Annotated in this window: 18 protein-coding genes and 1 tRNA gene; 10 read left to right on the top strand and 9 right to left on the bottom strand. The window is 67.5% G+C overall.

The window, feature by feature from the left end; translation table 11 throughout:
- Positions 1–51 precede the first annotated feature (51 nt).
- From SOM18_RS06530 to SOM18_RS06520, 3 genes are read left to right on the top strand one after another with little or no spacing between them, the layout of a single operon-like run.
- Positions 52–591 (top strand): shikimate kinase, encoded by a 540-nt coding sequence (locus SOM18_RS06530; RefSeq protein WP_031395245.1) that lies wholly within the window; start codon positions 52–54, stop codon positions 589–591.
- The gene (aroB, locus tag SOM18_RS06525) at positions 588–1,688 is read left to right on the top strand and encodes a 3-dehydroquinate synthase (RefSeq protein WP_320481466.1); all 1,101 of its coding nucleotides are present in this window, start codon (positions 588–590) and stop codon (positions 1,686–1,688) included. The genes SOM18_RS06530 and aroB overlap by 4 nt, the downstream gene beginning before the upstream one ends.
- Positions 1,688–1,828: a DUF2256 domain-containing protein gene (locus SOM18_RS06520; RefSeq protein ID WP_081874135.1), complete on the top strand. Its 141-nt coding sequence runs from the start codon at positions 1,688–1,690 to the stop codon at positions 1,826–1,828. The genes aroB and SOM18_RS06520 overlap by 1 nt, the downstream gene beginning before the upstream one ends.
- Before the next feature lie 13 nt (positions 1,829–1,841).
- Here SOM18_RS06520 and SOM18_RS06515 read toward each other — a convergent pair whose 3' ends face one another.
- The 5 genes from SOM18_RS06515 to radA all read right to left on the bottom strand — a co-directional run bounded on the left by SOM18_RS06515 (position 1,842) and on the right by radA (position 6,463).
- Positions 1,842–2,171 (bottom strand): DUF423 domain-containing protein, encoded by a 330-nt coding sequence (locus SOM18_RS06515; RefSeq protein ID WP_031439607.1) that lies wholly within the window; start codon positions 2,169–2,171, stop codon positions 1,842–1,844.
- A complete protein-coding gene (locus SOM18_RS06510; protein WP_320481465.1) occupies positions 2,168–3,931 on the bottom strand; it encodes a cation:proton antiporter in 1,764 nt (587 codons plus the stop codon). Before SOM18_RS06510 ends, SOM18_RS06515 begins: the two co-directional genes overlap by 4 nt.
- Complete coding sequence (locus SOM18_RS06505; protein WP_037529006.1) at positions 3,931–4,419, bottom strand: iron-sulfur cluster assembly scaffold protein; 489 nt, start codon at positions 4,417–4,419, stop codon at positions 3,931–3,933. Before SOM18_RS06505 ends, SOM18_RS06510 begins: the two co-directional genes overlap by 1 nt.
- Entirely contained in the window at positions 4,416–4,982 is a 567-nt protein-coding gene (locus SOM18_RS06500; protein WP_031439610.1) for a CvpA family protein, read from the bottom strand. Before SOM18_RS06500 ends, SOM18_RS06505 begins: the two co-directional genes overlap by 4 nt.
- A 110-nt stretch (positions 4,983–5,092) precedes the next feature.
- A complete protein-coding gene (radA, locus tag SOM18_RS06495) occupies positions 5,093–6,463 on the bottom strand; it encodes a DNA repair protein RadA (RefSeq protein WP_031439611.1) in 1,371 nt (456 codons plus the stop codon).
- Between the two features lie 124 nt (positions 6,464–6,587).
- Between radA and SOM18_RS06490 the strand changes: the two genes are divergently transcribed.
- Entirely contained in the window at positions 6,588–7,739 is a 1,152-nt protein-coding gene (locus tag SOM18_RS06490) for a glycosyltransferase family 4 protein (RefSeq protein WP_031439612.1), read from the top strand.
- A gap of 25 nt (positions 7,740–7,764) precedes the next feature.
- Here the strand turns inward: SOM18_RS06490 and SOM18_RS06485 are convergent, their stop codons facing one another.
- Positions 7,765–8,055: a DUF2218 domain-containing protein gene (locus tag SOM18_RS06485; RefSeq protein ID WP_031439613.1), complete on the bottom strand. Its 291-nt coding sequence runs from the start codon at positions 8,053–8,055 to the stop codon at positions 7,765–7,767.
- Complete coding sequence (locus tag SOM18_RS06480; RefSeq protein WP_031439614.1) at positions 8,052–8,663, bottom strand: PadR family transcriptional regulator; 612 nt, start codon at positions 8,661–8,663, stop codon at positions 8,052–8,054. The genes SOM18_RS06485 and SOM18_RS06480 overlap by 4 nt, the downstream gene beginning before the upstream one ends.
- Before the next feature lie 176 nt (positions 8,664–8,839).
- Between SOM18_RS06480 and SOM18_RS06475 the strand changes: the two genes are divergently transcribed.
- The 3 genes from SOM18_RS06475 (at position 8,840) to SOM18_RS06465 (ending at position 11,181) form a co-directional block, all read left to right on the top strand.
- Positions 8,840–10,159: a replication-associated recombination protein A gene (locus SOM18_RS06475; protein WP_320481464.1), complete on the top strand. Its 1,320-nt coding sequence runs from the start codon at positions 8,840–8,842 to the stop codon at positions 10,157–10,159.
- Between the two features lie 74 nt (positions 10,160–10,233).
- Entirely contained in the window at positions 10,234–11,088 is an 855-nt protein-coding gene (locus SOM18_RS06470; protein ID WP_031439616.1) for a hypothetical protein, read from the top strand.
- A 17-nt stretch (positions 11,089–11,105) separates the two neighbouring features.
- Positions 11,106–11,181, top strand: a tRNA-Thr gene (locus SOM18_RS06465).
- Positions 11,182–11,214: 33 nt separating this feature from the next.
- On the opposite strand, the gene SOM18_RS06460 is transcribed toward SOM18_RS06465, so the two are convergent.
- Together SOM18_RS06460 and SOM18_RS06455 are read right to left on the bottom strand one after the other, a co-directional pair.
- Positions 11,215–14,211 carry a glycosyl hydrolase family 28-related protein gene (locus SOM18_RS06460; protein ID WP_152555397.1) on the bottom strand — a complete coding sequence of 999 codons (2,997 nt, stop codon included), beginning with the start codon at positions 14,209–14,211 and terminating at the stop codon, positions 11,215–11,217.
- A gap of 85 nt (positions 14,212–14,296) precedes the next feature.
- Positions 14,297–14,509, bottom strand: a complete 213-nt coding sequence (locus SOM18_RS06455; protein WP_037529849.1) for a helix-turn-helix domain-containing protein — start codon at positions 14,507–14,509, stop codon at positions 14,297–14,299.
- Between the two features lie 366 nt (positions 14,510–14,875).
- On the opposite strand from SOM18_RS06455, the gene SOM18_RS06450 reads away from it, so the two are divergent.
- The 3 genes from SOM18_RS06450 (at position 14,876) to SOM18_RS06440 (ending at position 20,069) form a co-directional block, all read left to right on the top strand.
- On the top strand, positions 14,876–16,222 hold the full coding sequence (locus tag SOM18_RS06450; RefSeq protein ID WP_031439619.1) for a GntP family permease: 1,347 nt from the start codon (positions 14,876–14,878) through the stop codon (positions 16,220–16,222).
- A 39-nt stretch (positions 16,223–16,261) separates the two neighbouring features.
- Complete coding sequence (locus tag SOM18_RS06445; RefSeq protein WP_037529848.1) at positions 16,262–16,939, top strand: FadR/GntR family transcriptional regulator; 678 nt, start codon at positions 16,262–16,264, stop codon at positions 16,937–16,939.
- Positions 16,940–17,069: 130 nt separating this feature from the next.
- Complete coding sequence (locus SOM18_RS06440) at positions 17,070–20,069, top strand: TonB-dependent receptor plug domain-containing protein (RefSeq protein ID WP_320481463.1); 3,000 nt, start codon at positions 17,070–17,072, stop codon at positions 20,067–20,069.
- Positions 20,070–20,071: the final 2 nt, after the last annotated feature.

Raw genomic sequence — 20,071 nt, 5'->3', positions numbered from 1 at the left:
ATGCGGATGCCGTTTCCCCCCGCGCAGTGCCGCTGTATAGCGCGGACCGCGATGTTGCAAAGCCACAACCCGATTGCCCCCTGGAGCGGCCCCCCGATCGTGCTCGTCGGCCTGATGGGCGTGGGCAAGACCACCGTCGGCCGCCGCCTCGCGCACCGCTTGCGGCTGCCCTTCGTCGACGCCGATCACGAGATCGAGGCCGCGTCCGGCATGAGCGTGAGCGAGATCTTCGCCAAATATGGCGAAGCCTATTTCCGTGACGGCGAGCGCCGCGTGATCGCGCGGCTGATCGACGGCACACCGAAGGTCATCGCGACCGGCGGCGGCGCGTTCATCAATGACGAGACTCGCAGCCTCATCCTCGCCGAAGCCACCGCGATCTGGCTCAGCGCGCCGCCCGAGATCCTCGTCGAACGCGTCGGGCGTCGCAACACCCGCCCGCTGCTGCGCAACCGCGACGCGGGTCAGGTGCTTGCCGAGCTCGCTCGCGTCCGCAACCCGATCTACGCCAAGGCGCATATCCATATCGCGAGCAACAAGGCGCCGCACGAGGCGACCGTCGCCTCCATCCTGAAAGCCATCGGCCTATGACCGTCATCACCGTGAACCTGGGCGCACGGACCTATCCGATCCACATCCAGGCAGGGTTGCTCGAGGATGCCGGCGATCATCTGGCGCCGCTCGCGCGCGGTCGGACGATGGCGATCGTCACCGACGAGAATCTGAGCGGCCATCTGGCGACGCTGCAGGCGTCACTCACGGCGCACGGCGTCGCGAGCGAGGCGATCGTGCTTTCGCCCGGCGAGGGATCGAAGAGCTGGGCGACGCTGGAACGGCTGTGCGACCGCCTGCTCGACATCGGCATCGAGCGCGGCGATCACGTCGTCGCGCTTGGCGGCGGGGTGATCGGCGATCTCGTCGGCTTTGCCTGCGCCATCCTCAAGCGCGGCTGCCGCTTCGTCCAGATCCCGACCACGCTGCTCGCGCAGGTCGACAGTTCGGTCGGCGGCAAGACCGCGATCAACACGCGTGCGGGCAAGAACCTGATCGGCGCCTTCCACCAGCCGGCGATGGTCCTGATCGATCCGCAGGTGCTCGACACGCTGCCGATCCGCGAGCTGCGCGCGGGCTATGCCGAGGTGGTGAAATACGGGCTGATCGACGACCCCGCCTTCTTCGCCTGGTGCGAGACGAACGGCGCGGCATTGCTCGCCGGCGACATCGCACTCCGCGAATACGCCATCATCCACAGCGTGTCGGCAAAGGCGCGCATCGTCGCGGCCGACGAGCATGAGACGACCGGCACGCGCGCGCTGCTCAATCTGGGTCACACCTTCGGCCATGCGCTCGAGGCCGAGACGGGCTTCTCGCAGACGCTGATCCACGGCGAGGGCGTCGCGGCAGGCTGCGCATTGGCATTCCGCTATTCGGCGGCCCACGGAATGTGCCCGCGCGACGAGGCCGATCGGGTGGCGGCGCATTGGCGCGCGGTTCAGCTGCCCGACGGATTGGCCGGCGCGCATGTCGCCGCGGATGGCGCGACGCTCGTCGATCACATGCGCCACGACAAGAAGATGGCGGCGGGCACCCTGCCCTTCCTGCTCGCCCGCGGGATCGGCCGGACCTATCTCGACACGACCGTCGACCTCGCCGACGTCGCCGCCTTCCTCGACGCGGAGCCCCGCTGATGCCCAATGGCGTCGCCAAGCAGAACCTGCCGACGAAGATTTGCCCAGCCTGCGAACGGCCGTTCACCTGGCGCAAGAAATGGGCGCGAGACTGGGATTCGGTGATCTACTGCTCGGATGCCTGCCGCAAGAAGCGATAGCACAGCAGCACCGTCAGCTGCGCGCTGCGCTCCACGCCAGCCACAGCCAGCCGCCAATCAGCAACGCGCCGCCGATCGGCGTAATCGCACCCAACCAGCGCGGCGCCCCCAGCGCCATGGCGTAGAGCGTCAGCGCAAAGATCGCCGCACCGATGACGAACAGCCATGCCGGCCCCCGCGCCTCCGTTCGCACCGCGACCAGCGCCGCGACGACATGGATCAGCTGATACTGCGCGCCCGTCTTCAACCACTCCACCGCGGGACCGCTTGCACCGTGCGCACCGAACGCGCCCGCCGCGACCGCGATGGCGCCCGACAGCGCCGCCAGAACTGCGAGCATCATTGTGGATCATTCCCCCATGGAAAGCGCTGCGCGGTCTCGGTGCGCGCCGCACGAATGTCGCCGGCGGCGATCTGGATGCGCAACCGCTCCTTGTCGCGCGCCCGGTACGCTTCCTCCGCGCGATCGATCTCGGCCGGCGCAACGCCGAGCCCACGTAGCGCCAGCCGCGCCATCTTGACCGCCGATTCGAGAACCTCGCGAACGACATAGGTCGCCGGGCCGTTCTTCAGCTTGACGAGCGTGCGGCGATCGAACGCGCGGACATAGATCTCGGCCTTGGGAAACGCCTCGTGAATCGCCGCTATCGTCTCCGGCTCGATCTGATCGCCGTCGATGCACATGCAGATGAGTTCGGCGTCCGCCGCCCCCGCCTGGCGCAACAGGTCGAGCCGGGTGCCGTCGCCGTAATAGACCTTGGCGCCGAACTCGCCTGCAATGTCGATCATCTCGATATCGGTATCGATCAGCGTGACCGGGATGCCCTGTGCCAGCAGCATCTGACCGACCGTCTGCCCGAACCGGCCATAGCCGACGATGATCGCATTGGCGCCATCGGCGACCGGACCCTCCCGATCGGTGCCCGGTGCAATCGGCTCGGTCCGGAACCGGCGGGTAATCCCCATCAGGAACGGGGTCGTCGCCATCGACAGCGTGATGATCGCGCCGAACAGGCTCGCTGCTTCCGGATCGATCAGCAGCCCCGCCTGGGCCTGTGCGAACAGCACGAAGCCGAATTCGCCGCCCTGGCTCAGCAACAGGCCGAGCGCGAAGGCCTGCCGCCAGGTCATCTTGAACGCCATGCCGATCGCCATGATCACGCCGGTCTTCGTCGCGATCAGCGCCGCGGCCATCGCCAGCACGAACAGCGGCCGCTCGGCGATCGCGCCGAGATCGAGCAGCATGCCGACCGCGAGGAAGAACAGTCCGAGCAGAATCGATCGGAACGGCTCGACATCGGCCTCAAGCTCATGCCGGTACGGACTGTCCGCGAGCATCACGCCGGCGATGAACGCGCCGAGCGCGGTCGACAGGCCGAGCCATTCCATCACTGCGGCGCTGGCGATGACCGTGAACAGGCCGGCGAACACGAACATCTCGCGCTCGCCCATATTGCCGATCAGCCGGAAGGACGGCCGCAACAGGAACCGCCCGGCGATGATCAGCCCGACGACCGCGGCGACCGTGTAGAGCGCTAGCAGCCATCCAGGCGGCGCATTCGCATCGGCGGGATTGCGGCTCATCGCCGCAACGATCGTGATCAGCGGGACGATCGACAGATCCTGAAACAGCAGGATCGAGAAGGCGCGCTCGCCAAAGGGCGTCCGCATCCGCCCCGAGGATTGCAGCATCGGCAACACCTGCGCGGTCGACGACAGCGCGAGCGGCAGTCCTAAGGCGAGCGCGGCGGGCAGCGAGAAGCGCGCGCCGAGCCACACGATCGCGGTGATCGCCAGACCGCAGGCAACCACCTGCATCAGGCCCAGACCGAAGATTTCATGCTTCATCCGCCACAGCCGGCTCGGGTTGAGCTCGAGCCCGACGATGAACAGCAGCAACGTGATACCGAGTTCGGCAAACCCGAGCTTGGCCTCCGCGTCACCCACCAGCCCCAGGACATGCGGCCCGACGACCGCCCCCGCGACGAGATAGCCCAGCGTCGCGCCGAGGCCGATCCTTCGGAACAGCAGTACGAACACCAGCCCGAAGCCGAGCAGGACCACCCCGTCGCGCAAGAGCGACGTCGGCGTGCCGTCATGCATCAGACATCGGTCCCGGCAGACGCGCTCGCAGGGGCCGTGACCGACACCTCCGCATGACCCGACGCATTGTTAGCCGCGGCCTCGGCCGCCTCCGCCGCCGCTTCGAAAGCGAGGCGGATCGACGGATGCCGCGCGGTATAGTCGAGTGCGGGTGCGAAGACATCCATCCCGGGCCAGTCGGGCGCATCGCCGGTGCGCGCGAGCCAAGCGGTGATCGCATCGCGTGCCGCCGCCAGCTCCGCAGGCGTCCGCCCGACGATGCTCGAGGCGAGCAACGACGAGGACGCCTGACCCAACGCACAGGCGCGCACCAGCAACCCAACCGCGGCGACGCGCCCATCCGCGCCCATATCAACGTCCACCGTCACGCGGCTGCCACAGATCGGCGAGCGGCGTTCCGCAGTCGCCATCGGCGCGGTCAGGCGCTCATGATACGGAATCGACGCGGCAAGACGCAGGATCTCGGCATTGTAGAGTGGGGCGTTCATGGGGTCGGCTCACTTGCGGTATCGGATCGGGAAACGTTCGGCTTCGTGCCGAACACCGGTTTGCCGCGACGGCGGCGATCGACGAAATCGGCAATGCTCGCGCTCGTCGCATTGAGCAGCGGATAGGTGCGCGAGCGGGTCATCCATTCGGGCCGCCGCGCCGCACCGCCACTCATCGTGTCGATCACCAGCGTCGCCAGCAGGAAGACGAGGCTTGCGAGGATCAGTCCCTTCAGCGCCCCGAACCCGAATCCGAGCGCGCGATCGACCGGTCCCAGGATCGAAGTCCGCGTCCGCGCGCCGATCGCGTTGGCGACGAGCCGCCCGCCGATATAGGTCAGCCCGGTGATAAGCGCGAAGGCGAGGACCGCTGCGCCGCTGACCGTCCCGATGACCGGCGTCAGCGCGGCCGCGACGGGGATGTGGAACAGCTTGAGCATCGCCACCATCGCGACCCAGGCGAACATCGAAAGCACCTCGGTCACGAACCCGCGAATCAGGCCGAGTACGGCGGCGCCGGCAACCGCGAGCAGGACGATGACATCGAGGGCGGTGAGGTTCATGATCTCTGGAATAGGGACGAGCGCCCCGAACCGCTAGTGCAGCCGCACGAACCGCCCGTTCATCGCCACCCCGCGGTCGCCCGCCCCGACGCCGGACGCCTCGCCCCGCCTCATCCCCGCCCGAGCATGTGGTCGACGAACGCGGCGAGCGTCTTGAACCCCGATAGCCGCATGCCGCTCTTCTCGTCGCTCATCGACGCGGGGACCAGCGCGCGCTCGAACCCAAGTTTGCTCGCTTCCTTCAGCCGCAGCGGACCGTGCGCGACCGGCCGGATCTCGCCCGACAAGGCCACCTCGCCGAACGCGACCGCATCGACCGGTACGGGACGCTCCGCCATCGCCGATATCAGCGCCGCGGCGACCGCGAGATCGGCGGCGGGATCCTGCACGCGGTACCCACCGGCAATGTTGAGATAGACCTCGGCCGACGAGAAGCTCAGCCCGCACCGCGCCTCGAGCACCGCGAGGATCATCGCCAGCCGCCCCGAATCCCATCCGACCACCGCGCGCCTGGGCGTCGCGCCGCTCGCCAGCCGCACCGTCAACGCCTGGATCTCGACCAGCACGGGTCGCGTCCCCTCCAGCGCCGGGAACACCGTCGCGCCGGTCATCGCGTCGTCGCGCGTCGTCAGGAACAGCGACGATGGGTTGCCGACCTCGGCCAGCCCCTCGGTCTGCATCGAGAAGACGCCGATCTCGTCGGTGCCGCCGAAGCGGTTCTTGATCGCGCGCAGGATCCGGTACTGGTGACTGCGCTCGCCTTCGAAGCTCAGCACCGTGTCAACCATATGCTCGAGCACGCGCGGCCCCGCGATGCTGCCGTCCTTGGTCACATGGCCGACCAGCACGACCGCGGTCCCGCGCTCCTTGGCGAACCGGATCAGCTCCTGCGCCGATGCCCGCACCTGGCTGACCGTACCGGGTGCGCCTTCGATCAGGTCGGAATGCATCGTCTGAATCGAATCGATCACCAGCATCGCCGGCGGTCTTGTCTGCAATGTCGTCAGGATGTCGCGCGTCGAGGTCGCCGCCGCGAGTTGCACGGGCGCATTGCCGAGCCCGAGACGCCGCGCGCGCAGCCGGACCTGGTCCGCCGCCTCCTCGCCCGAGACATAGGCCACCGACTGGCCGGCAAGCGCCATCTTCGCTGCCGCCTGCAACAGCAAGGTCGACTTGCCGATCCCGGGATCGCCGCCGATCAGCGTCGCCGATCCTTCGACAAAGCCCCCGCCCAGTGCGCGGTCGAGCTCGGCGATACCGGTCGCCATCCGGTCCGGCAGCTTGATCTCCGCATCCAGCCCGACAAGCTGGATCGCACGGCCGCCGGTCTGCAGATTGTGCTTCGAATGAAACGGCGTCGCGGCGGTATTAGCCTCCTCGACCAGCGTGTTCCACTCGTGGCAGTCGGCGCATTGCCCGGCCCAGCGCGATGCGACCGAACCGCACGCCTGACACACATACCGTTTCTGAATTTTCGCCATCGCCGCGGTGTAGCCAGATAGGAACGATAAGGGAACAGCGATCACCCGCGCCGCGAAACGCCACCGCCTCGGCGACAGAGGATTGTCTGGCGCTAACCGACGGGCAACGCTATCCGCCCGAGCGATGCAGCCGACCGACCTCCGCGTGGCCCTGTTTAGCGGCAACTATAATTACGTCCGCGATGGTGCGAACCAGTCGCTGAACCTGCTCGTCGGCCATTTGCTGTCGCGTGGCGTCAAGGTGCGGGTCTATTCGCCGACGGTCGCGGAGCCCGCCTTCCCCGCGATCGGCGATCTGGTCGACGTGCCCGCGATCCCGCTGGTCGGCGGACGCGGCGAATATCGCGCCGCACTCGGGATCACGCCGCGCGTCCGCCACGACATCGACGCGTTCGCCCCCAATATCGTTCATGTCTCGGCGCCAGAGTTTCTCGGCCATGCCGCGGTCGCCTATGCGCGCAAACGCGACATCGCGACCGTCGCCTCCTTCCACACCCGGTTCGAGACCTATTTCCGCTATTACCGGCTCGGCTTCCTCGAGCCGATCGCGAAGAAGCGGCTGACGCGCTTCTACAATCGCGTGGAAGAGGTCCTGGTGCCCGGACCCAGCATGGCCGAGCTGCTCCGCGGCTGGGGCGTGAAGTCGTCGATCGGCATCTGGTCACGCGGTATCGATCACGCGCGGTTCGACCCGGCGCGCCGCGACACGGCCTGGCGCCGGTCGCTCGGCATCGCCGACGACGAGATGGTGGTCGGGTTTCTCGGCCGGCTGGTCAAGGAAAAGGGCCTCGACGTCTTTGCGGACGTGGTCACTGAACTGCGCCGCCGCGGCGTGCCGCACCGTGTCGTCGTCGTCGGCCAGGGTCCTGCGCGCGACTGGTTCGCGGGCCATGTCCCCGAGGCCGTGTTCGCCGGCTTCCAGTCGGGCGACGCGCTCGGACGCGCAGTCGCGTCGATGGACGTGTTCTTCAACCCGAGCATCACCGAGACCTTTGGCAACGTGACGCTCGAGGCGATGGCGGCGGGCGTCCCCGTGGTCGCCGCGCGCGCGACCGGCGCGGTCGACCTGATCGAGGACGGCACGACCGGCTTCCTCGTACCACCCACCGATATCGGCGCCTATGCGGATGCGATCGGCCGGATCGTGTCGGATCCCGCGCTCCGGCAGTCGATGGGCGAAGCCGGGCACGCCAAGGCCGCGGGCTATCGCTGGGACACGATCAACCAGACGGTGCTCGACACCTATCTCGCGGTGATGGCGCGCCGGCACCGGTGATTGAATGCGACGCGCGACCGTCCGGTTACGCGTCTACCCAATCGAACGTCAGCGGCGCCTCGCGAAACGCGAACCGGTCGAGATGGCTCGACACCACGTCGCGCATCCGTTCGACATCCCCGCCCTCGGGCACCGACAGCGCGACGTCGAGCGTCTGGCTGTCCGCGCGCATCTCGAGCACCGCACCACCCGGAAACGCGATACGCCCCTCCTGTTCGGTGAAGCGCACCTCCATCTTGTGGCTCCAGTGTTTGGCAAGCTGCTGAAGATACCGGCTCGCCGACTGCGTCGGCACGCGTGCGATCGACACGCTCACTTCACGCGCTCGATCTTCTGGACGACCTCGTCGATCAGCGCCGCCACCTGGTGCGCCGCCTCTTCCGAAAAGCCGTCGCCGAGCAGCCGGTCCTGCACCGCATGGCGCAGATTGCCCATCGCGCGCCGGATGGGGGCCCGATCCGCGCGTTCCCGGTGCTCGCCGACCGCCGCCAGCCGCGCCATCAACGCCGCGACCTGCTCTGCATTCTCGTCGAGATGCGTGGTGCCGGCCGGCGTGATCGCAAAGCGCTTCTTGGCGCCCTCGGACTGCTGCTCCTCGATCAGCCCCATTTCGTCGAGCAGCGTTATCGTCGGATAGACCACGCCCGGACTCGGCGCATAGGCGCCCCCGGTAAGCTCCTCGATCGCGCGGATCAGGTCATAGCCGTGGCGCGGCGAATCCGCGATCAGGCTGAGCAGGACGAGGCGCAGTTCGCCCCCGTCGAACATCCGCCGCTGCCGCCCGCCACCCGGCCGCTCACCCTCACCCGGCCCCCAGGCGAAGGCGAAGCGCCCGCCGCCCCGGCCGCCGCCATAGCCGCCGCCCATCGCGGCATGGTGTCCGTCACGATGACCGCATCCGCGGCCGTGCATGTGCATGAACATTCGAATCTCCTGTCGAGCGCATCCCGATACGTGCAAGATATATCTTCAGCTGCGCTTCGCAAGATCTCTCAAGATATATCTTTTGCATGTCTTGGGCAGGAGACGCGTCATCAGACAGCGGAACGCGAGGCTAGGCCCAGGGTGGCACAGTCGTCCGTATCGACTACATTGCGAGCATGGCCGACCTTTTCGCGGGTTTCGAACCCGCCCCCCCGCCCGACGCGCATCCTGAAAACGCACCGCTTGCCGATCGCCTGCGCCCGCGGACGCTCGACGAGGTCGTCGGGCAGGATCACATCACCGGCGCAGGCGGCGCGATCGGGCGGATGGTGGCGGCGGGACGGCTGTCGTCGATCATCCTCTGGGGACCGCCCGGCACCGGCAAGACGACGATCGCGCGCCTCCTCGCCGACGCGGTCGATCTGCGGTTCGTCGCGATCTCCGCGGTGTTTTCGGGCGTGGCCGATCTGAAGAAGGCGTTTGCCGAAGCCCGCGACCATGCGCGGCTGGGCAAGCGTACGCTGCTGTTCGTCGACGAGATCCACCGCTTCAATCGCGCGCAGCAGGACGGGTTTCTTCCCTATGTGGAAGACGGCACGGTGACGCTGGTCGGCGCGACGACGGAAAACCCGTCCTTCGAGCTCAACGCGGCACTGCTCAGCCGTGCGCAGGTACTGATCCTCGAGCGACTGGGCCGCGGCGCGCTCGAGCTGCTGCTGACCCGCGCGGCGACGCTGATGGACCGCCCGCTCCCGCTCACGCCCGAGGCGACCGATGCGCTGATCGCCAGTGCCGATGGCGACGGACGGTTCCTGCTCAACCAGGCCGAGACGCTGTTCTCGGTCGAGCTGCCCGAACCGCTCGATCCGGCGGGGTTGTCGAACTTCCTCCAGCGCCGCGTCGCGGTGTACGACAAGGATCGCGAAGGGCATTACAACCTCATCAGCGCGCTGCACAAATCGATCCGCGGCAGCGATCCACAGGCGGCGCTCTATTATCTTGGGCGGATGCTCACCGCGGGCGAGGAACCGCTATTCCTGCTGCGCCGCCTGACGCGCGCCGCGGTCGAGGATATCGGCCTCGCCGACCCCCAGGCGCTCGTGCAGTGTATCGCCGCCAAGGACACCTATGATTTCCTCGGCAGTCCGGAAGGCGAACTCGCGATCGCCCAGGCCTGCGTCTATCTCGCCACCGCACCCAAATCGAACGCGGTCTACAAGGCGCAGAAGGCTGCCTGGAAATCGGCCCGCGAGACGGGGTCGCTGATGCCGCCGGCCGCGATCCGCAACGCCCCCACCAAGCTCATGCGCGATATCGGCTATGGCAAGGGCTATGCCTATGACCATGATGCCGAGAACGCCTTTTCGGGGTCGAACTATTGGCCCGACGAGATGACGCCGCAGACCTTCTACGCGCCGACCGACCGCGGGTTCGAGAAGCGTATTGCCGAACGCCTCGCCTGGTGGGACGAACGCCGGCAGGCCAAGGACGCCTAGCCGCGCATGAACGCGTGTGAGACGATCGGATTTCCCGCGCCCCGCCGGGTCGATCTGCCCTGCGTGCGTCCTCGATGACTCCCGATCACTTCGCGCAGTTCGTCGCGATCGACTGGTCCGGCGCGAAAGGACAGCGGCACAAGGGGATCGCCGTTGCGATCTGCGGCCCTGATCACGCTGCCCCGACGCTTGTCTCCGCACCGGACGGGATCTGGTCACGCCAGGCGGTGCTCGACTGGCTGGTCGCCCGCCGCGACCTGCCGTTGCTTGCCGGGTTCGACTTCAGCTTTTCCGCCCCCTTCGTGACCCGTGGTGCGCATCTGCCCGGCGAACCGCCGACCGCCGATGCCCGCGCGCTCTGGGCAATGGTCGACGCGCAAAGCGACGATCCCGATCTCGGCGCCGCATCGTTCATCGAGCGCCGCCGCGGCACGCATTTCTATCTCGGCGCGGCGGATGGGACCAAGGCGGATTTCCTGCACTGGCGTCGGTGCGAGATGCCGGACGACGGCAGCCGCAAACCCTCGACCGTGTATGACGCGATCGGCGCGGCGCAGGTCGCCAAGGCGAGCTTTGCCGGGATGCGCCTGCTGCACCGTCTCGACGGACGGATCCCGGTCTGGCCGTTCGATGCGCCGCCGCGATCAGGCGCCGCGATCGTCGAAATCTATACCAGCATCGCCGCGCGCGCCGCGGGGCGCCCCGTCGGTCGCAGCAAGATGCGCGACGGCGCGACCCTCGACGACGCGCTCGCCGCGCTCGGCTCCGCACCGCACCACCCCCTCGCGCGCTATGACGACCATGCGACCGACGCGATCCTGACCGCGGCCTGGCTCCGCGCCAATGCGAGGAACGCCGATTTCTGGTGTCCTCGGGCGATGACTTCGCTTATTGCTGCAACCGAAGGCTGGACGTTCGGCGTCACCTGACGCATGAGGCGCCCGCTGCCGGTTTAGCTCAGTTGGTAGAGCGCCAGTTTTGTAAACTGGATGTCGCGGGTTCGATTCCTGCAACCGGCACCATTCCTCCACCCGACCGCACCACCGCGCGCGCCCTCAGATAGCTGTGGCGTAGAGCGCATGGTGGGTGAGGATGAAGAGCGTGTGGTTGTCGGGGCCGCCGATCACCAACTGCAGCGGACGGTCGGGCACGTCGATCCGCCGGACCAGCGCGCCGCCGGCGTCATAGACGAACACCTGCCCATTGGCGACGTAGAGCCGGCCCGCGGCATCGCGCGCGACGCTTTCGCCACCGCGATCGGCCACCGGCTTCAGGTCGGTGACCCTGCCCTGCGCCCCGACCAGACCGCTATAGGTGCGGTTCTCCGACGCATTGGTCAGGACGACGCGCTCGCCGGGCCGCGCGGCGACGAAGCCGTTCGCGTTGAGCGTATCCGACCAGCGCCATCCCTGATGATCGTCCGGCCCCTGATTCCACACGCGAAAGGCAGGCAGCGCGAGCGAACCGTCGGGCGACACATAGTGCGCCGCCTTGGCCTCGCCCATCTTCGCCGCGAACAGGTCCGCCATCGTCGGATACTGATAGCTGACGGGATCGATCCGGTCCGCGAATTCGCCGTTTTCCCAGACGTTGACCGGCAGCACGGTGGCGGCATCCCTGTTCGCCGGGCCGGACTCGGCGATCGCGGTCGGCGCGATGACCTGGACGTCGGCGGACTTTGCCGGATCGATGCTGTAGACCGTGGCATCGCGTCCTGCCGACGACAGGACCAGCAGCCGCCCCGATCGATCTACCATCAGATTGACCGGATCGAGTGGTGCCTCCGCGACGATCGACAGACCTTCGCGCTTCGACCAGCCGTGAATGCGCTGGAAATGGCGGTCGATAAAGTAGAGCTTGCCGTTCGCGTCGACCGCACCGCCGGCGATCGAATAAAAGCCGTCGGCGAGCTTCTCGACCGCCGCCGGAGCCGGAGCCTTGGGCGCGGGAGTCGCAGGAACGTCGAGCCGGGCGAACTCGCGCTCGCGGACCTCCTGCCCGCCGGTGATGTCCTTGATCGCGTTCTCGAAGGGATATTTGCTCGCCCGCAGGAAGGTGCCGCAGCCCTTGGCATCGCAGCTCGCAAACCCGCTCTCCGCGTTCACATGGACGTTGCGGAAGCGGATATCGCCCGACTCGTAGAGCTTGATCGCCGCATCCATCGGCTTGATCGAGCGGGTGACGCGGTAGCCGTGATAATTGGCGAACAGGATGTTGCGCGAATGGCGGATCTCGGTCGAGATCGCGTCGACGCCGTCCCGAACCTCCTGCTCGGTCTGCGGCGCGAGGAATTCCCAGTTCGCGACATGATCGAGCACGATTTCGGCGCGATAATGATGCTCGGCCGACAGCTGGTAGACATGGCCCGGCGTGCTGGTGTTCGACACGTGAAACCCCGCCGATGCCAGCGTGTTGGGGGACCACAAGGCGGCAAAGGTGCCGCCACCGCCGTCCGTCACCCATATGCTGGGATATTGCCCGTCGAAGCGCGCACGCGGGTCGCCGAAGCCGATCGGGCTTCCCTTGGTCAGCGCGGTGCCGCCGCCGCCCTGGATCTTGACGTCGTTGACCATCGACGCCTCGCCCGCCTTCCACAGCAATGCGGTCGCGCGCGGGTTGACCCCACCGGTCCACAGCCCCAGCCCGGACACGATCGCATCGCCCCCCTTGGCGCTTTCGATCAGCGCCTTGGGGCCCCCGACCCCCATGAAGGCCGGTGTCGCATCGGCGAGATAGAGATGCGTGAGCCCGGGATGCAGCGCGATCAGCACGGTGTCGGGCCGGAGGCGGATCGTGTCGGTGACGCGGTAGCGCCCGGTCGGGAAATACAGCACGCGGTGCGTGTCGACCGCGCGCTGCAGCGCGGCGGTATCGTCGGTCTCGTCGTCGCCTTTGACGCCGAGATCATGGACATTGGCCCAGTCCTGAACCGGCGGCATTGCCCGGATTGCGCGCGCGGGCCGAGCGGGCGAGCGAGCGAGCGGCGTCATCGCGATGTCGGTCGCATAGTCGCCGATCGCACCCAGCGCCGGCAGCTTCAGGCCATAGGAGAAGTCGCTGACCCGGTAGCGCGCGCCCGATCCCGCCACCGTCTTGCCGCTGTCGCGAAACCGCACGAAGACCGGGGTGTCGACCGCCACCGCATTGTCGAACCCGATCTGCGTGAAGACGCTGCCCTCGTTCGAGACGACGACGCCCGCACGCGTCACTTTTTCGAACCGGACGTCCTTCCCCCACAGCGAATCCGAATAGCCGCGATCGATCTCGATACCGACCGGCGTGTCGCGGATGACGACGTTGACCAAAGTCAGATCGACCTCATGCTCGCGGATCGCAGCATCGCGCTGCCCGGAAAACTCCGAATCGAGCAGCGTGAACTGCCAGGCGGGCGACGTCTTTTCCGACATGATGCCATAGCGCCCACCGAAGAAGCGCAGGTTCTCGAAGGCATTGCCTGCCTGATAGACGCCCGCCAGCCCCGATCCGATATGAAAGTCGGCATGCCGCAGATAGCCATGCTGCGCGACGCGGAAGCGCACCGCGACCGCGCCTGCATTCCCCGCGCCGATCCGGAAGTCGACGTTCGACAGCGCCGAATAGAAGGTGCTCGACGTCGCGTCGAAGATGCTCGGATCGAACGGCACGCTGGTCCGCGGCGGCACCGGTGCCTTGCCGACCCGGTATTGATCCTCGCCGGTGAAGCTGACCATCGCGGCCACGCCGGATGCGAAGCCCGCACTGTTATCGGCGAGCAGGATCTCGGGCCGGGTCGCTCCCACCCCGAACAGGCGAACCGCCGAGCGGACGAAGATCGTCCGGCTGATCCGGTACCGGCCCGATGGCAGGAAGACGACGCCGCCCTTGCCGCCCGCCGCCGCCGCGTCGATCGCCTGCTGGATCGCCGCGCTGTCATCGGCACGGCCATCGCCGACGCCGCGGACCGTGATCGCCCGCGGATCGGCCGGCGCGGTACGATAGACCGACGTCGTCCCGGCGAACGCCGGGGTCGCGAGCAGCAGCAGCGCCGTGCCCGCCAGCCATTTCACGTCCATCATTCATCTCTCCGTGAGTGCCGCCCGGGTACCGGCCTAATGCAAGCCGCTGATCGCTTCAGGCGCGACAAAGGTCGTAGCCGGGTCAGGCCGCCTGCAGCATCAGCGTATGCGCGAGCACCGCGACCTGCGTGCGGTTGCGCACGTTGAGCTTGCGCATCAACGCGGTCATGTGCGCCTTCACGGTCGCTTCCGCGATGCCGAGATCGAAGGCGATCTGCTTGTTGAGCAATCCCGAATGCACCCCGCGCAGGACCTTGATCTGCGTCGGCGTCAGCCGCGGCAGCGGCGCGCGCATGGCAAGCGCCTGGCCCGCGTTCGAGATCGCGTTCGAGGTCGTGGGGGCGTGCTGGATTTGCCGTGCGGTCTGGGCAGTCCCGTCCATGGTCATCCTCCTCTGCTGTCGGCTTTTCACGCCCCGGTCGATCGCCGCGGTCAAAGGCTTTTCAGTGCCGGCCCATCGATCTCTCTTGCGGAGTCGGTTGGACAGGTCCTCACTATGCCTCCGCATTTTCACGGTGATCAAGCCTTTTCGGTGTCGTCAGACAGAAACCTGTCCTACAGCTGTTATCAAACCGGCAGGCGAACGCGTCGTCGGATCATTGGGAGTGATGTCGATGATGCAGTCACAGCGCGGTCGCACGCGAACGAACGGCACCCATCCGTGATCGGCGGCGACCTGAGGCTCGTGATCGCGGCGCTGGCGGGCATCGCGCTGGCCGTCGTGATGATCGTCCGCGGCCGGCTGCATCCCTTTATCGGCCTGTTGTGCGGCGCGTTCACCGTCGGGCTGCTGGCCGGCCTGCCGCTGCCCGACGTCGCCAAGGCGGTGCAGAAGGGGGTCGGCGACATCATCGGCGGGACCGGTCTCGTCGTCGCGCTCGGCCTGTCGCTCGGCGCGATGCTGCATTTGTCGGGGGCCGCGGCGTCGCTCGCCCGCGGCGCGCTGCAGATGACCGGCGCACGCGCCGCCCCCTGGGCCACGCTGGGCATCGCGATCGTCGTCGGCCTGCCGCTGTTCTTCGAAACCGGGCTCGTCCTGCTGCTGCCGATCGTCGTCGCCGCCGCGGAGGAAATGACGGGCGAGGACGGCCCGGTACGGGATGCCGCCAAGCTCCGGCTGATCATGCCCGCGCTGGCCGGGCTCGGCGTCGTCCATGCGCTCGTCCCGCCGCATCCGGGTCCATTGCTCGCGGTCGAGGCGCTGGGCGCGGATCTGGGGCGGACGATGCTGTACGGCATCCTGATCGCGATCCCCACCGCGGTGATCGCGGGTCCGCTGCTGGCGAAGATCACGACGCGCGGCGTCCGGCTGGCGTCACCGGTCGCGACCGACGCCGGGCTCGCCATAGCACCGCCGCCGCGGCTCTGGTCGCTGCTGATCGTGCTGCTGCCGGTGCTGATGATCGCGACGGGCGAGCTGGGCCAGATGATGCCCGCGCTGAAGGGGGCGGGCTGGCTCGTCGCGGCGAGCAACCCGGTCGTCGCGCTGCTGCTGACCAACCTCGTCGCGCTGCCGCTGCTGTTCGGGCGACGGCTGCGCGAGGCGGCGATCCAGGACGCGGTGTGGCATGAAACGATGGGCGCGGCGGGGGCAATCCTGCTGGCGATCGGCGCGGGCGGCGCGCTGAAACAGGTGCTGGTGACCGCCGGGCTGTCCGACCTGCTCGCCCGGACGGTGTTGATGTACGCGATCTCCCCGCTGCTGCTGGGCTGGCTTGTCGCGGTCGCGATCCGGCTCGCGGCGGGGTCGGCGACGGTCGCGACGATCACCGCGGTCGGGATCATGCCCGGCGTCGTCGCGAATTCGGGCGTATCCCCCGAACTCGTCGTGCTCGCGATCGGCGCGGGCTCGGTCTTCTTCAGCCATGTCAACGATCCCGGCTTCTGGCTGGTCAAGAGCTATGTCGGCACGAGTACTGCCGACACCTTCCGCACCTGGTCGCTACTCGAGACCGCGATCTCGGTGGTCGGCCTCGTCCTCGTCCTGGCGCTGAGCTATGTCGTCTGAGATGGGACAGGATGCGGTGACGAGAGGGGGCGGGTGCCCGTGAGCGAGGGGCGGCTGGCGGATCGCGCCTATACCGCGATCGTGCGGATCATCACCGACGAGGAACTCGCGATCGGCGACCGGCTGCCATCGGAGGCGAAGCTCGCGGCGATGTTCGGCATGTCGCGGACGATCGTCCGCGAGGCGCTGGCCCGGCTCGCCTCGGACGGCATTACCCAGGCGCGGCTCGGCGCCGGCTCCTATGTCAAGCGGCGGCCGTCCGCACGGCTCGGCACGCACATGCCGATGGACGCGCTCGCCGCAACGCTGGGCACCTATGAGGTCCGCTTCGTGCTCGAGGCGGAGGCGGCGCGGCTGGCGGCGCAGCGACGCTCGGACGAACAGCTCGCGGCGATCGAGCAGGCGCTGGAGGCGTTGCGCGCGGCGCTGCTGTCGAACGCCCCGGCGCATGACGAGGACTGGCTGCTCCACCGCGCGATCGTCGAGGCGACCGCCAACGCGGCGTTCCTGCCGGTGTTCGAGCATCTCCAGGATGCCGTGATGCGGATCCTGCGCGCCGGCGTGGACATATCGCGGTCGCGCGCGCCAGAGGTGATCGGCGCGATGATGGACGAGCATGACGCGATCGTCGAGGCGATCCGGGCGCAGGATGCCGACGGTGCCGCGCTGGCGATGCGGTGGCATTTGTCGCAGGGCCGCAAGCGTCTCATGCCCTGATTGCACTCCGAACGTTGCGACGATGGTCGTAGATGTTCCCCCCGCCGGTCCACGATAGGATCGCCGCATAACGGATTGCGGACCCGGACCGGACAGACGGCCTGGGCCATGACCGAAAGGGGATGGGATCATGGCGAAGGCCAGGCACGACCGAGATTTTGCCGCACGCATCAGCGGCACCGCGACCGGGATGATGGTGTCGGCGATCGCGCTGATCGGGACACCCGTTCTCGCCCAGACCGCCCCCCCGGCCCCGCCCCCGACCGTGACGCCGGCGACGCCGCTTGCCGAGGACAGCCCGCCGCCGGCGTCCGCGGCCGACATCGTCGTCACCGGCACGCGCATCACCACCAGCGGGTTCAACGCGCCGACGCCGACGACCGTGATCGGCGAGGAGCAGATCCTCAAAAATGCCCAGCCGAATATCTTCAACGCGATCGCGCAGTTGCCGTCGCTGCAAGGCTCGACCGGTGCGGCGACCGGCACGTTCAGCACGTCAAGCGGGACGCAGGGGCTCAGCTCGTTTTCGCTGCGGGGTCTCGGACCGATCCGGACGCTGACGCTGCTCGACGGGCAACGCGTCGTCGGCGCGAACGTGACGGGCGTTCCGGACATCAGCATGTTCCCGCAACTGCTCGTCAAGCGCGTCGACGTGGTCACAGGCGGTGCGTCCGCTTCTTACGGCTCGGACGCGGTCGGCGGCGTGGTCAACTTCATCACCGACACGCGGTTCACCGGGTTCAAGGGCAATATCCAGGGCGGCATCACCAATTACGGCGACGATCAGCAGGCGCTGGTCCAGGCGGCGTTCGGCAAATCGCTGTTCAATGACCGGCTGCACCTGATCGTCAGCGCCGAATATGATCATGAGGACGGCGTCGGGCCCGGCGATTTCGGCACCGATCTCGCCAAGGGGCGCGACTGGTACCGCGCGACGACGCTGGTCAATACGGGCCAGGCGAATAACGGCCTGCCGCAGTTCAACTATCGCGACTATGCGCAGCCCTATCAATATGCGCGGTTCGGGCTGATCAACAACGGCCCGCTACAGGGGATCGCGTTCGACCAGAACGGTTCGCCGTTCAACTTCAACTATGGATCGAACGGACGCCCGACCGGGACGGGTGGCGTGACCGGCTGCTTCCCAGGCAACAGCTTCTGCGTCGGCGGCGACCTGTCGGGTGCACCCGGCTCGGGCGCATCGCTCAAATCCTCGCTCGAACGCCTCAACGGCTTTACCCGCGTCGGTTTCGACTTTGCCGAGAACAACGAAGCCTATGTCACCGTCAACCTCGCGCAGGTGAAGACCAGCAACCAGCCGAGCCCGGGCTATAATCGCCCCAGTCTGACCGTGCAGTGCGCCAATCCGTATCTGCCGCAGCTGATCCGCGATCGCTGTGCGACCGCCGGGATCACGCAGTTCGGCTTCGGCACCAGCAACGGCAATTTCCCCGATCCGCTGGTGCAGACCGACCGCCGCCAATACCGGTTCGTGGGAGGGCTTAAGGGGCGGTTCGATCTGGCCGGCACCGACTGGAATTATGACGGCTATTACGAACATGGCATCACGATCGCGCATATCGATGTCGAGAACACCGTGTTGCAGAACCGCTATGTCGCGGCTGCCAACGCGATCACGCTGAACGGCGCGATCGTCTGCGCCGACGCCGCCGCTCGCGCTGCCGGGTGTCAGCCGATCAACATCTTCGGCGGGTCGCCGCCCTCCGCCGCAGCGCTCGCCTATGTCACGCCGGTCAACGGACCGATGCAGCGGACCAAGCTGACGCAGGACGTCGCCAGCCTGAACTTTTCAGGCGAGCCGCTCGGCCTGTGGGCGGGGCCGCTCGCGGTCGCGTTCGGCGGCGAATATCGGCGGGAATATTACCGCGTCCACGGCGATCCCTATGGCGCCGGCGTCACTGCGCTCAGCCCCAACAGCGCCGACTATCCCGCGGACCCGCTGCTCAACTCGACTTTGGGCAGCAACTGGGCGGCGGGCAACTACAAGAACGGTGGCGGCAAATACGAGGTCTATGAAGGCTTTCTCGAGCTGAACCTGCCGCTGTTCAAGGGCGATGCAATCGGTCGCGCGAACCTGAACGGTGCGGGTCGCGTCACGCATTACAGCACGTCGGGGACGATCTGGGCGTGGAAGATCGGCGGCACCTGGGAGACGCCGCTCGACGGCATCCGCCTGCGCGCGGTGACGTCGCGCGACGTCCGCGCACCCAATTTGTCCGAACTGTTCGCCGCGCCGACCGTCACGACGCTGCCCAACTTCACCAACCCCTTCCCCCCCGGCGGCGGCGTCCAGGCGTTCCAGAACACCATCGGCAATCCGGACCTGAAGCCCGAGATCGCGCGCAATACCGAGGCCGGCATCGTCCTGTCGCACCCGTCCTGGCTGCCCGGGCTCGGCCTGTCGTTCGACTATTACAGCATCAAGCTCGACGGCGTGATCTCGACGCTGTCGGCCGACCAGATCGTGCGCTTCTGCTTCGAGGGCAATCAGGCGTTCTGCGGCGGCTTCGTGCTGAACAGCCCGACCCAGGGCGGCAATTTCATCAACGTCCAGCCATTCAACCTCGCCTCGTGGAAGACCAGCGGGTTCGACATCGAAGCGAGCTACCAGTGGAAGCGGCCGCTCGGCCTGCCGGGCAATTTCACCCTCCGCGCGCTCGGCACCAATGTCCGCGAGTTCCTTGTGAAGGCGGGCATCGCCGGCGTCGCGACGGTCGACCAGGCGGGCGCCAACAATGGGGCGACGCCCGACTGGAAATGGCTCGCCACGCAGAGCTACGACAATGACCTCTTCAGCCTGACGTTGCAGGAACGCTGGCTCTCCGACGGCAATTTCGGCAGCCAGTATGTCGTGTGCACGACCGCCTGCCCCGCTTCGACCGCCAATAACCCGACGATCGATTACAACACGATGAAGGGCGCCTTCTATGTCGATCTCGGCGGGTCGGTGAACCTGTCCAAGCAGGTCAGCCTGTTCTTCAAGGTCGACAACCTGTTCGATCACGATCCCGAACCCGCGCCGCAGACCAATACCGGCCTCGACGTGAACCCCGCGCTCTACGACACGCTCGGCCGCATCTACCGGCTCGGCATGCGCGCCCGCTTCTAGAC

Origin of the sequence: Sphingomonas sp. CFBP9019, from assembly GCF_034045155.1 — a bacterium.
GTDB classification, from domain to species: domain Bacteria; phylum Pseudomonadota; class Alphaproteobacteria; order Sphingomonadales; family Sphingomonadaceae; genus Sphingomonas; species Sphingomonas aerolata.
The sequence above is the reverse complement of the archived record's forward strand: the minus strand, read 5'-3'. Positions and strand labels throughout refer to the sequence as shown.